Origin of the sequence: Marinobacterium sp. xm-a-127, assembly GCF_013283425.1 — a bacterium.
Lineage (GTDB): Bacteria > Pseudomonadota > Gammaproteobacteria > Pseudomonadales > Balneatricaceae > Marinobacterium_E.
The window spans coordinates 100,599-113,202 of record NZ_WBYH01000002.1; the positions used below are offsets into that span (position 1 = coordinate 100,599).

Genomic DNA, 12,604 nt, shown 5'->3' on the forward strand with positions numbered 1-12,604 from the left:
CCGTTTGGTAATCCTACTCCAAAAGCCGCACTAAATATTGGTGCGGTTTTTTTTTAGTAAATGCTTGGCTTATCTGGAATGGAATGCTTCGGAGACATCAGGCAAGGATCCAATGGGGTCATTAACTCTTTACCTGTAAACTTCATTATCGCAAACAAGCATTCACTGCAGCTTGTGCATGAATCTCTGTCGTGTCGAAAAGATCGACCTCTGTATCTTCTTGTTTTACTAGCAAGCCAATTTCTGTGCAGCCCAGGATAACTGCCTCCGCACCTTCTGCTGCAAGTCGATCAATGACAAGTAAATATCCATCCTTCGCCTCAGCAGTGACTGTGCCTAGACAAAGTTCCTCGTAGATAACTCGGTGAATAAAGGAGCGGTCATTAGCATCGGGCACAATGACATCGAGCCCGTATTTATCTGTGAGACGCCCTTTATAAAAGTCCTGCTCCATTGTGAAAGCAGTTCCGAGCAAACCGACCTTTTGGATACCTCTGGATACCAGTGTTTCCGCTGTTGCATCTGCGATATGGATGAGCGGAATATTGATGCCGCTTTCAATTTGTGGCGCCACTTTGTGCATTGTGTTGGTGCAGATAAGTAAGAAATCAGCGCCTGCTGCTTCAACTCTCTGAGCAGCCTCTGTCAGAATTTCAGCTGTACCGTCCCAGTTACCCTCGTGCTGGAGTTTCTCAATCGGATCGAAGTCGACGCTATAAAGTGCAATTTGAGCGGAGTGAAGACCACCGAGTCTTTTCTTAACGCCTTCATTGATGGCTTTGTAGTAGCTAAGCGTACTTTCCCAGCTCATGCCGCCCAGTAGACCGATAGTGTTCATGTAAACCTCTCTGACATCTCTATCTCTTCAAGTAGTCATCCAATGCTGATAAGTGTGCACGGTATACGTCAGGTTTCTGGTTTTTAAAATTTTGTAGATTTAGTAACTTCCACTTGATGGCGGGGAATACCTGAAAATTGTAATGAGACCAGTCCGGCTCGAGTCGGTTAACACCCAGTAAGAACTCTCGATCAACATCATTCAGTAGTGATTTGACTCTGGCAATGAGCAGAGCTCGTGTCTCTTCGAAATCTGTATAAGAGAAAGTGACGTCACTCATGCCTCTGAATTGATTTTCATAAGCCGCACGTTGATCGCTCAAGCGAGGATTCAACATTTCATGAGTCGGGCGATTAGAGCAGAGCAGTCCGTAGATGATGCCTAATTTCACATTATCACCGATTCCCTCTTCATCACTGAGAAGGCGGACATCAAACAGATCCCTCGGGTGTTGGCGGTCTAATGCTGCACATATCTTTCCACCATAGAGTTGAGATAGAGGTACAACGGGTATAGCGCAAAACACATCGAACTCTTCTTGCGCCCTGTCACACAGCGGCATCCGGTTAGCTTCGTGGAGCAGTCCTCGTCCAATTGTGTTGACCTCAAGTTTGATCTTTACACCCTGATCATCGACTAAGAGCTTACAAACATCACTACGATGCTGAACCTTGATCGAACTACGCAAACCTTCGATTCGAGTTTTGATTCGCTCTAACCCCGCGTTAATGCCTTGCAGGGCGGTATTTCGATCGTCAAATCCAATATAAGTGAGATCGATATCTACGGACAACCGCGGCATATCCCGAATAAAAAGGTTGATAGCCGTGCCACCATGAAGCGCAAAGCTGGACTCTCTGGCAACCTCCGGGAGCACGTCTAACAGCAGCTTTACCTGGCGTTTGTAACCGTTATTCATTGGGCACGCTCCAGCTCTGGTGGAACTGTTATTTGGTATTTGGGGACATAGACGCCCTCGTTCACTAAGGCGCGCTTGCCCTTCCCAAGGTCGATCTTTTCGACGTTCAGATGGTTGAACCACTCGTGACCTGCTTTGTCAGCTAAGTATAAAAACAAGCGCTTCACTTTTACTGAGGTACAACTCTCCAATAATTCTTGAACACGGCTTGGACGCAGATTATTGAGCCCTTCCATTAGTTCATAAACTTCGAGCAGTGACTGTTCAGCGGGAGCCAAATACAGACATTCAAGGATGGCTCTCACAGCGGAAGATATTTTTACAGAGAAACCTTCATACGTATGTTCGATTAACCCTATGCTGGGCGGAAGAAAGTCAGAACGGGTGTATTGAGGTCGAACACCCCAGTCGTATTTCTGAAACCATGAGGGGAGTGTTTCTCCCACTCTGCCAAATAGACGCACCTCATCCAGGGCAAGTTCCAGATAGTGCGCCTTGCCCTGTAGGGTAAGCGCTGTTCGTCCGCCGGGATGAACGGATAAGTTTAGCTGCGTTTGTAGTGCGTAGATTGCGCCGAGATAGCTTACACAGTCATTGTGACGAACCAAGGCACCACGTCCGATCGAATCAAACCATCGGCTTTTCCGATACTGTTTCTGCAGATCAAGACTGTAGCCTTGTGTCGTCAGCCAGGCAGATGCGATCACAACCCCATCGGGTTGTGATGTCAGAAGGCGGTTTAATTTACTTCGATTATCGGTATTCATGATGCCAATATATTAAACAATGTAAACTAAAGCAAGAAGAAGGTTTAATATTATTTTATTATAGGTATTTAAAATACCTATATATTTGAAAATATAAACTCAAGTTCGGGTGCTAGGTGATACAAAAACGAACTAGAGCATCTAGGTCATGGGTCTTTCTCAGTGCCACAGTTTTACCCATCTCAGCAGGTATAAGCTGCGACTCGATTAAACCAAAATACTCCATAAAACGATCGAAACTGCGCACGGTGTAGCAGCTTTCGAAACGAGCGTTCGCCTCTCGGTGATCACTGTCATCGATCTCCATCAAACCCATTGGAAAGGCCTCTAGAAACAGCTGCGTGTAGAACGATTCTGGTTTAGGATAATCACCGTACGACTGCACGAGAAAGAGTGTGTAGGCGAACCCTTGCTGGATAATAGGGACATCAGGGTAACCGTCAAAATAGCCCCAGTTGAAGCGCGAAGCTGCCAGTTTGAAAAGTTCAAGATAACAATGCCCCGCAGAGTGACCGATAAAGTCTCTGCCTTTTTTCGTCCAGTTAAACCGCCCTTTCGTTTTCTTTAAGTAGCCACCAATGCCCAACAGAAGTCGAACCAAAAGCAAGGGCATCAAATCTTCTTCGTTCCGAAACTTCTCGTAGCGATAGCGGCCACGCTCAGGTGTTTGCTCAAGCAGTTTGGCGGCTACTGGACGACAGATAGCCATTGGTAAATTTCCCTTTGTCGTGGCTTTCACACCATCCGTGGGGATGCCTTCAATCAGTTCGGTTAGCGCGATCATGACTGGAGAGTTCATCGGCGGCGAGATGGACTCGTTGAATACGATCGTACTGTCAGACGTAAACGGCTCGTACAACAAGTAACCCATTTGGCTGGCGGAGAAGCCGCAGAACTCCTGCAAGGGCACGTTGTTCTTGCCTTTCATGAATTCATCCGCTGACCGCTGCAGGTCATCTATCGAATTGTGAGATCGCGCGTTTAAATACGCTTCGAGGTCCTCATAGTCTGCTGCGTAATCCTTGATCGCACAGCAGTGGTGTTCAAACTTACCGCTACTGCAAGGGCACAAAACCCCGTTCACATTCTTCATAGCTACTTTGACCGCTCTTTATGCATATCAACTAAATCTAACCGACAGCCAGCTTTGCGGCTTGATGCCACATAAAGTTCGGCATCGGCTCTTTCAACCGCCAAGTAATATTCATTGGCTGCGAACCCGTATGTGACACGTATTCAACTTCCCCATAGTTAACAAATCCCATAGTGCGCCCTATCGCGTCTTTCGAGTTCTCACGCACAAAAAGGAACAGCCGCTTGCCGATCTCCCGGTGACGGATGTAATCGAGGCCACGCCCTCGATCGGGTCTTGCTGAGTTTTGTGACTGCCAATGGAATAACTCTTCATTTATGGCGTAATCATGGAACATCGTTGTGGGCGAAAACTGCTTTTCGTTCTTGTCGAGCGTGACGAACAAGAGCTCGATGTTCTCAGTTTGAATCACAAAGACGCCCTCTCGTGCGGGAGGCTGGCGCTCAAAGGTTGTTGCTCCAAAGGCGACTAAGATCTGCTCACGGGCATAACGCGCATGCAATCTCAACGGAACTATACTGAGTCCAGCTATCATGGGTTGCTGATGCTTTATTCTTGAAATCTGCCAATTCAGTACGTCGATTAATTCATTTCTTAGGGGATCAATATTCAATGCCCCTAAACTTTCTGAGAGTGTGCTGAATCCACTCTCTGGTCCTGTTTTTTGCCAGAAATCATAGTGGGCCATAAGCCCATGCCGGCCTGGGTCGTCTGGGGGTGTAAAACCGTTTTGACACAGCTGTTGCAAGTATTTTAAGTAGGCATGATCGTCGCACGTCAGAATACGATTGTGTATGGCTTTACGGAGCATACTCAGTTGGCTTGATTCCACATTTTCCGGAAAAGATTTGTCTTGTGCTTGCTGCACAAGATCAGTCCAGCAGCCGCGTTTGTATAGGTCAGCAAGGTCAATATGAGGGTTATGGATCAGGAAATTGCCAAGCGTTAACGGTAGAGAAGAATGCTGTGGGAATTGCCGAATCATTCCTAAAAGACGCTGTGTTGTGAGTGTGGCCTGACGAATATTGGTCAGAACCATTTCCTGAGTTCGTTTGCTTAGCTCTATACGGCAACCGAGTGGAGCATGTGGGAAGCCCTGTTTAATTTCGTCTGAAATCGCACTGCTACTTTTACCTACTAGGGCGCGGAACTTGTTTGCAAAATCATATTCAGGTCGAGAATTACCTACGAAGTCGAGCACAGTACAACAGTCCTTTCCATCCGAGAGTCGCAAACCTCGGCCCAGCTGTTGTAGGAAAATGGTCAAACTTTCGGTAGGTCGCAAAAATAGAAGCGTATCAATTTCGGGAATGTCGATACCCTCGTTAAATATATCAACTACGCAAAGAACGTTGATCGATCCCGATCGAATTGCCTGCTGCTTCTGTTGACGTTCATGGCTGTTATCACTGGTTAAGACATCAGCTTTGATGCCCTTTAGCAAAAACTGTTTCGCCATATAGTCAGCGTGATCTTTGCTAACACAGAATGCCAGCGCTCTCATGTTCCTGAGGTCAGTAATAATTTCCTGCAGACTCAGTAAAATTCTCGCGAATCGCGCATGATTATGGGTGTACAGGTTCGTTAGCTGCGCGATGTCGTAGCGTCCTCGACTCCAAGGAATCGTTCGAAGATCGGTATCATCATCGATGCCAAAGTATTGAAATGGACACAAGTGCCGGCGGTTAATGGCTTCTGGCAATCGAATTTCAGCGGCTATGACACCACAAAAATCTCCGAGGATATCACCACCATCGTGACGCTCGGGTGTGGCAGTAAGACCTAGTAAAATTGAAGGGGCGAAGTGTTCAAGTAGTGTTCGGTAACTCCCAGCTGAGATGTGATGTACCTCATCGACCACGATATAGTCATAGTAGTCAGAAGTGAGCTGTAAATTAGAAATTTGGTTGTTGAGGGTTTGGATCGACACGAACAACTGGCGATAGTGTTCCGGGGTGTGACCGCCGACCCATAACTCCCCGAAATTTCCGTTGCGCAGAACACCCCGATAGGCCCACCGCGCCTGCTTCAGTATTTCTTCTCTATGGGCAACAAACAAAAACTTGGCGTCTGGCTTTGATTTCAAGAATCTGTCGAAGTCAAAAGCTGAGATTAGAGTTTTGCCTGTCCCGGTTGCGGCAACTACCAGATTGCGATAGCGGTTGTGAATCTCGCGTTCAACCGTCAGTTGTTCCAATATGTCTCGCTGATGCGGAAACGGTGTTATATCGAAAAAATGATTCGGACTTGATTCTTCAGTACCACGTTCCCGGCGCAGTGCTGTTTTAAGCTTTTGCACACTTTCAAGATCGCCGGTGAATATCTCGAATTCGTTAGAGGCCCAGTAGGTTTCAAACATACTCATCGATTTATGGATGATATGGGGTATTTCTTGAGAGGTGATTTTTAGGTTCCATTCAAGGCCATTGGTCAGCGCTGAGCGCGACAGGTTTGAAGACCCTATGTATCCAGTGTGAAAGCCAGTATTGCGTAGAAATAGATAGCTTTTTGCATGTAGGCGTTCTCGATCAGTGTTGTAGCTTAATTTGATCTTGGTATTTGGCAACCCAGCTAGATACTCAATTGCTTTAGCGTCTGTCGCGCCCATGTACGAAGTAGTTATGATGTTGAGCTCCCGACTGCTAGCAGTGAACGCCTCCAGCTCCTTACGGAAAATACGAATCCCAGCCCACTTGATGAACGAAACGAGCCAATAAATTTTATCGGCTGAAAGAATCTCTCTTTTCAATTCAGATTCTAGCGACAGCCCTGCATTACTGCCGCTGAACAGCTCACTTTGTGTAAGTCCAGTCACTGGGAATATGTCGTCAACATAGCTTCTCAAGTCCGCGGCAACAGGATTATCGAGTTCGTAAAGAGCAGTCAGGATCTTCCCTTGGCTTGCCAATAAATTATCATCTAAGAAACCATCATCCTGAATCTGCTTTTTTAGCCAAAGCAATAACTCATTTGATAGATTAATCTGCTGCTGGAGACGATCGTCACCCGAGGGCACCGCTTCAATCGCATATTCTAGTATCTGGCCCAGAAACCGCGACAACCACAGAGATGCTTCGTCTCCACTTAGAGTGCGTTCACCTACGTAGTAATGATCTCTATCTAGACGACTGGAGACCAATTGAGTAATTAACTGTTCATAAATACCAACTTGCTGCATTGTGTCATTCATAGGTGAGTCCAAATTTTGATAAGCTGACTTGATCTTATAATATCGATTAGAGATTTTTTTAGTACACAGTACCTATTGGCCACCTAATTAAAAGCCACGCTTCAATCAGCATCCACTCCAGATTCAAATCAAATAAGCCTCAAAAGCTCTTTATTACAATGGCACAAACCAATATACTGTATAAATATACACATTAGAGCTTATGTATGATTAAAGTAAAACCACATAGCTACATCGAGTCCCTTAGGTCTTACGCGGAACAGTGGACGCCTGAACAGCTTCGCGAAGCGATCAGAGACGAGAAAGTCATTATGGCTAAGGAAAGTTTGACTGATGTTGCAAGAGAACATAGCCAAACAATCCTTGAACTCTACGAGGAGGTCCTTGCAAAAAAGAGTATTGGCCGAGACTTTATGTAAGGTTGTGGTGGTGATTGTTACTCACTCGCCTCTTTAAAAAAGCGTTCGATATCGTCTCTTAACACCCTGCCAATGGGGCGGCCCTTTCTAGTGACAAGCAACTCATCTTGGCCACTCGATTGCATCAACTCCATCGCTTGTAACAGGGTCGCTTTGGACTCAATCACTACCTGATTATCTGTAGCAAAATCAGCATCACTTTCACTCAGTTGAATCATCAACTCTTTAACGCTGTGGCTGGTCATGACGCGTCTGTAAATCTGAGTGTTTCGACTTAGGCCTTGAAGCAACAGCAGTCGCTCAAAGATCGAGGGGCGGTTAAACAGCGATCGCATGATCAGGTCTGAGAGTACGATTACCGTGAGGGCTAGCGTTAGGGTGTGGACATTGCCGCTGAGTTCAAATACGGCCAGTAGAGCTGCCAGTGGTGCATGTATGACCGCTGATAACATCGCAGCCATCGCGATCAGCGATAGGCTGGCCTGATCAATCTCAAAATCGGTGCCGATTAATTGATAACCAAGGATAGAACCGATCAACGCGCCTAAGGTAAGCGAGGGCCCTATCATTCCTCCAGGTATGCCTAGGCCGATTACCAGAGGCGGTATAAATAGGTAGAAGAGAAGTAATAGATAGAGGGCTTGTTCCGCATAGGCTTGATCAAGGGTACCCAGCATCACTTCGTGTACAGGGGTGAACAGGATCGGCTCATAAGCAACCAGCGCACCAACTAACAGGCCTGAGAAGATCAATTTCGCTGGCCAATATTGCCCACGCTGTTTTGCTAATCGCGTGACGATCTCGTGAAACAGAAACGCCGCGACACCGATGAGTACTGCCAACAGCACCAGAACTGGCAGGTGAGCAAACAGGTCACTGCTTTTCAGGCTGTGACCCAACAGTTCTGGAGAACCAAATAGGGCTCTGGAGATGGCATCGGCACTGATGGAAGCGACAATAATGGCGGTAAAGCCGACCAGGCTGTATTCAAGAAGAATGACCTCCATCGCAAACAGAACACCGGCTAACGGGGTATTAAAGAGCGCAGCGATGGCGGCCGCAGAGCCGCAGCCTATCAGCAGCCTTTGATAACTGTTAGAGACGCCCACTTTGGTGCCCAACCAACTACTGAACGCCGCACCAATGTGAACCCCAGGCCCTTCACGACCTACGGGTTGTCCGGTGCCTATGGCCAAGGTCGCACCCACGATCTGATTCAATAAGTTTTTAAAGGGTAAGGCGCCATGTTGGTAAGAGAGGTGCTCAAAAAGATGCGGTATGCCCACTCGGCGGCTGTCTTTAGATTGACCACTCCAAAAGAGCCATAAGAGCACAGAACCCGTTACAGGCAGAGCAAACAGAACCCAAGGATCAGATGTCGACAACCCAAGCCCGCTAACCAGTTCAGTCGGTAGCGTAATGAGCCAACGGAACAGCCCCATCACCAATGCGGTGACGACGCCGACGGCGATACCTAATAGCACAAGCTGGGGTAACTTATTAAACGACGCTCTACTTGAGTTAGGTGTCGTATCTGACGGCTTTGAAGACATGTCGCTAGACCAATAGTCATGAATGAAAGGACAAAATTTTATCACATTCATTGTACAGAGACTCTGGCCCTGAATGCCTTAGTCACTTATCCTTATCAGAGTTAACTCTGGGAGCTTTCATGCAAAACGAATTGGATACCCGCCGTAAAGAGGCCGAAAAAGTCACACTCATTGGTTCAGCCGTCGACCTCTTTTTAGGGGTGACTAAAATTGTGGTTGGTTTTTTTGCCAACTCGGCTGCCCTGATTGCTGACGGTGTTCATTCGCTCTCAGATCTTGCCACCGATTTTATGGTGATTGCGGTTCTGCGCATTTCCCATCAAGAGCCCGACGAAGATCACCCTTGGGGGCATGGTCGTTTTGAGACGGTGGGTACCACGGCGCTGGGTGTTGTCTTGATTCTGGTGGGTCTTGGTATGGCCTATGAGTTAATCAGCAATCTATTCTCAGGTGTCCCTGCCGAGGTGCCTACCTGGCCGGCTCTGGTTGTTGCTGCTATCTCAATCATCTCTAAGGAGTGGATCTTCCGTTATAGCCTTGCGGTGGGCAAGCGCCTTAAATCGGATCTATTGATTGCGAACGCCTGGCACTCACGAACTGATGCGCTGTCATCGATTGTGGTGTTCGTTGCACTCATTGGGGCCATGCTCGGTTGGGTTTGGCTTGATGCAGTGGCGGCAGTATTGGTAGCAGGCCTAGTCACTAAGATCGGTTGGGGACTGGTTAAACGCAGTCTTACGGAGTTGGTTGATACCGCCCTACCCGAGGAGCAAGCCGCCGAGTTTCGTGCTGTTGTAAATGAGGTTGAAGGCATCATTAACGTTCACGACTTCAAATCACGTCCCATGGGAAGCCAGATCATTCTAGAGATGCACCTTCAGGTTGCACCACATTTGAGCGCCAGCGAAGGCCACTATTTAGGGGACCAAGCGGTCTGCGCGTTGACCGAGGCGTTTCCGGAGATCAGCCAAGTGATCTTCCACATCGATACCTACAATGATGAGCATTTAGATGAGTTGAGCTGCCCGATCATGCCGACTCGTGGCACCATTCGAGAAGCGGTTGATGCTGCATTGAACGATGCCGTTGGCAGCAGCAGTGGTTATCAACTGCAGCTCTACTATTCGCCGAAGAAGGTTGATTTAGAGATTCGTCTACTACCGGCTATGCAGCCGTTGTTGGATGAGAAATCACTGACGCCCAGCCAGTTGAAGCAGGCGCTTAAAGAGACGTTAAGCAAACACAGTTGGCTTCACCATCTAGAGGTGCTGGTTGTTGCACAATAAGAAGTAACACACTGGTATCGGCCATTAAACATACCGATACCAGTGGCTTAGAACTTAACGGGTTTTCTGCCTCATTGTGACAAACTCTTCAGCAGCCGTTGGGTGAATGCCGATCGTTCGATCAAAATCACGTTTAGTCGCGCCAGCGATCACTGCAACAGCAAGACCTTGCAAGATTTCTCCAGCATCCGCACCGACCATATGAATGCCCACGATTTTATCAGTGGCAGACTCCACGATCAGTTTCATCAGTGTGCGCTCTTCACTACCCGAGATGGTGTGGCGCATCGCTCTGAAATCTGAGACGTAAACATCCACGCTGTCAAAACGTTCACGCGCCTGCTCTTCCGTTAGTCCCAAAGTACCAATATTGGGCTGGCAGAAGACCGCCGTTGGGATTAACTCATAGTTAGGCAGTTCGCCCTCACCGCTGCCATAGAGGTGATCAACCAACGACATCGCCTCAGCGAGCGCGACAGGCGTTAACTGAACACGATCGATCACATCACCTAAGGCGTAAATTGATGGTACTGAACTTTGGAAATGATCATTAACCTCAATGGCACCTTTGCTATTCATCGCAACGCCTGCTGATTCGAGCCCAAGGTTGGCCGTTTTAGGCACACGACCTGTGGCATACAGAATCTGATCAACAACACGGACTTCACCGTTAGACAGGGTTACATCGAGTGCACCGTCAGAACGCTTCTCGATGCTAGCGACATCGGTATTAAAGCTTAATTTAATCCCTTTGCGAGCCACTTCAGTTGCCGTGAACTCGCGCACCTCTTGGTCAAAGCCACGCAAGAATAGATCGCCTCGGTAGACCAGTTCCGTTTGTGCTTGCAGACCGGCAAAAATACCGGCGAACTCAATGGCAATGTAACCACCACCGACCACCATGACGCGCTGTGGGAAGCTGTCTAGATCAAAGACTTCGTTTGATGTGATGGCGTGCTCTTTACCGGGAATATCGGGCACAAATGGCCAACCACCGACTGCCACTAAAATACGCTCAGCCGTTATTGTCTCACCATTCACGCTGACTGAATTAGGGCCTGTCACCGTCGCACGTCCATTGATACGGGTACAACCCGAGTTATCCAACAATTTACCGTAGATACCATTGAGGCGAGCGATCTCGTGCTTTTTGTTGTCACGCAGTGTCGCCCAATCAAAGCTGACGGAGTCTGCATTGACACCAAAGCCGCGACTCTCTTCGATCTCTTGCATGTACTCCGATGCATAGACGTAGAGTTTTTTAGGCACACAACCGACGTTGACACAGGTACCGCCCAAATGGAGATCCTCTGCCACGGCCACTTTAACCCCTTTCGCCGCCGCCATACGCGCCGCACGCACACCACCAGACCCTGCACCAATAACAAAAAGATCGTAATCGTAACCGCTCATGCTCTACCTATCTGAGATCATTAATATTCAATCACTTAAGCTTACCCTGTGTGAGAGGCTGCATCCAATTAAGAAGCGCAAATGATGTGATTGAGTAGGGCTATTGGCACCGGTGTCTGGCCTTCAGCCTGACATCCACTATCTCAGCGTTTTCCAGGTAAGTAGTAAAGCATACTTGCGGATGACAGGCTGAAGCCAGTCACCGAAAAGATCGCCTCATCTTTGATAAGGCTCCAACAATAATTGGGTTATTCTTTTAACCCTCCCCCATTTTCGGTAGCATCCAAGCCACTAGACTTTGGAGGTTGTTATGTTTGTTGTCTCGTTTAATACCAATGGCATTCGTGCGCGTTTTCATCAGTTGCAGGCTTTGGTGGATAGCCACTCGCCCGATGTCATCGGTATTCAAGAGACCAAGGTGCATGATGATCAGTTCCCGATTGAAGAGATGGAGAAGCTGGGTTACCACGCCTATTTCCATGGTCAAAAGACCCACTACGGGGTTTGCCTTCTCTCCAAAGAGCCGGCTTTGTCGATTCAAAAAGGGTTTGTCACCGATGAAGAGGATGCTCAACGTCGCATGATCATCGGGGATTTCAAAACAGCCAAGGGAGAGACACTGCGTATCATTAATGGCTATTTCCCACAGGGTGAAAACATAGCTCACGAGACAAAATACCCTGCTAAACGCAAATTCTACGCGGATCTCAGTGACTACCTACAAAATGATAATGACCCCAACAGCAATCTACTTGTGATGGGGGATTTGAACATCTCTGCGACCGATAAGGATATCGGCATTGGTGAACCCAACCGTCTTCGCTGGCTTAAAACCGGTAAAACCAGCTTCCAACCCGAAGAGCGTGAGTGGTTACAGCGCCTGTATGACTGGGGACTGGTTGACTCATTCCGTGAACAGCATCCAGAGACCAACGATCTGTTTAGTTGGTTCGATTACCGCAGTCGCGGGTTTGAGGACACGCCTAAACGGGGTCTGCGTATCGATGCGATCATGCCGACCAAACCTCTAATGCAAAAGTGCGTGGAGACCGGCATCGATCTTGATATTCGCGGTATGGAAAAACCCTCTGACCATGCACCAGTCTGGGCTAAGTTCGATCTTTAA

At 47.8% G+C, this 12,604-nt stretch carries 10 protein-coding genes; 3 read left to right on the forward strand and 7 right to left on the reverse strand.

From position 1 onward, the window contains the following. Positions 1-145: 145 nt before the first annotated feature. The 5 genes from XMA127_RS04625 to XMA127_RS04645 form a co-directional block, all read right to left on the reverse strand. On the reverse strand, positions 146-838 hold the full coding sequence (locus tag XMA127_RS04625; RefSeq protein ID WP_173482313.1) for an aspartate/glutamate racemase family protein: 693 nt from the start codon (positions 836-838) through the stop codon (positions 146-148). A 19-nt stretch (positions 839-857) separates the two neighbouring features. Next, the gene (locus XMA127_RS04630) at positions 858-1,757 is read right to left on the reverse strand and encodes a nucleotidyl transferase AbiEii/AbiGii toxin family protein (RefSeq protein WP_173482312.1); all 900 of its coding nucleotides are present in this window, start codon (positions 1,755-1,757) and stop codon (positions 858-860) included. Next, positions 1,754-2,524, reverse strand: coding sequence for a type IV toxin-antitoxin system AbiEi family antitoxin (locus tag XMA127_RS04635; RefSeq protein WP_173481488.1), 771 nt, complete (start codon positions 2,522-2,524; stop codon positions 1,754-1,756). The genes XMA127_RS04630 and XMA127_RS04635 overlap by 4 nt, the downstream gene beginning before the upstream one ends. Positions 2,525-2,636: 112 nt before the next feature. Then, positions 2,637-3,452 carry a hypothetical protein gene (locus tag XMA127_RS04640; RefSeq protein WP_173484233.1) on the reverse strand — a complete coding sequence of 272 codons (816 nt, stop codon included), beginning with the start codon at positions 3,450-3,452 and terminating at the stop codon, positions 2,637-2,639. Between the two features lie 202 nt (positions 3,453-3,654). Then, positions 3,655-6,807 carry a DUF3427 domain-containing protein gene (locus tag XMA127_RS04645; protein ID WP_217362030.1) on the reverse strand — a complete coding sequence of 1,051 codons (3,153 nt, stop codon included), beginning with the start codon at positions 6,805-6,807 and terminating at the stop codon, positions 3,655-3,657. A gap of 206 nt (positions 6,808-7,013) precedes the next feature. Between XMA127_RS04645 and XMA127_RS04650 the strand changes: the two genes are divergently transcribed. Further along, complete coding sequence (locus tag XMA127_RS04650; protein ID WP_173481490.1) at positions 7,014-7,226, forward strand: hypothetical protein; 213 nt, start codon at positions 7,014-7,016, stop codon at positions 7,224-7,226. Between the two features lie 17 nt (positions 7,227-7,243). Here the strand turns inward: XMA127_RS04650 and XMA127_RS04655 are convergent, their stop codons facing one another. Further along, on the reverse strand, positions 7,244-8,779 hold the full coding sequence (locus tag XMA127_RS04655) for a chloride channel protein (protein ID WP_173498945.1): 1,536 nt from the start codon (positions 8,777-8,779) through the stop codon (positions 7,244-7,246). A gap of 119 nt (positions 8,780-8,898) precedes the next feature. Between XMA127_RS04655 and XMA127_RS04660 the strand changes: the two genes are divergently transcribed. Next, the gene (locus XMA127_RS04660; RefSeq protein WP_173481492.1) at positions 8,899-10,065 is read left to right on the forward strand and encodes a cation diffusion facilitator family transporter; all 1,167 of its coding nucleotides are present in this window, start codon (positions 8,899-8,901) and stop codon (positions 10,063-10,065) included. Between the two features lie 54 nt (positions 10,066-10,119). Here the strand turns inward: XMA127_RS04660 and gorA are convergent, their stop codons facing one another. Then, positions 10,120-11,478 (reverse strand): glutathione-disulfide reductase, encoded by a 1,359-nt coding sequence (gorA, locus tag XMA127_RS04665; protein ID WP_173484240.1) that lies wholly within the window; start codon positions 11,476-11,478, stop codon positions 10,120-10,122. 310 nt (positions 11,479-11,788) lie between these two features. On the opposite strand from gorA, the gene xthA reads away from it, so the two are divergent. Then, complete coding sequence (gene xthA, locus XMA127_RS04670; protein ID WP_173498946.1) at positions 11,789-12,604, forward strand: exodeoxyribonuclease III; 816 nt, start codon at positions 11,789-11,791, stop codon at positions 12,602-12,604.

What these genes read in the sequence shown, in the direction of transcription:
- XMA127_RS04625 (WP_173482313.1), bottom strand. Translation starts at nt 838, where the DNA reads ATGAACACTATCGGTCTACTGGGCGGCATGAGCTGGGAAAGTACGCTT.
- XMA127_RS04630 (WP_173482312.1), bottom strand. Translation starts at nt 1,757, where the DNA reads ATGAATAACGGTTACAAACGCCAGGTAAAGCTGCTGTTAGACGTGCTC.
- XMA127_RS04635 (WP_173481488.1), bottom strand. Translation starts at nt 2,524, where the DNA reads ATGAATACCGATAATCGAAGTAAATTAAACCGCCTTCTGACATCACAA.
- XMA127_RS04640 (WP_173484233.1), bottom strand. Translation starts at nt 3,452, where the DNA reads ATGAAAGGCAAGAACAACGTGCCCTTGCAGGAGTTCTGCGGCTTCTCC.
- XMA127_RS04645 (WP_217362030.1), bottom strand. Translation starts at nt 6,807, where the DNA reads ATGAATGACACAATGCAGCAAGTTGGTATTTATGAACAGTTAATTACT.
- XMA127_RS04650 (WP_173481490.1), top strand. Translation starts at nt 7,014, where the DNA reads ATGATTAAAGTAAAACCACATAGCTACATCGAGTCCCTTAGGTCTTAC.
- XMA127_RS04655 (WP_173498945.1), bottom strand. Translation starts at nt 8,779, where the DNA reads ATGTCTTCAAAGCCGTCAGATACGACACCTAACTCAAGTAGAGCGTCG.
- XMA127_RS04660 (WP_173481492.1), top strand. Translation starts at nt 8,899, where the DNA reads ATGCAAAACGAATTGGATACCCGCCGTAAAGAGGCCGAAAAAGTCACA.
- gorA (WP_173484240.1), bottom strand. Translation starts at nt 11,478, where the DNA reads ATGAGCGGTTACGATTACGATCTTTTTGTTATTGGTGCAGGGTCTGGT.
- xthA (WP_173498946.1), top strand. Translation starts at nt 11,789, where the DNA reads ATGTTTGTTGTCTCGTTTAATACCAATGGCATTCGTGCGCGTTTTCAT.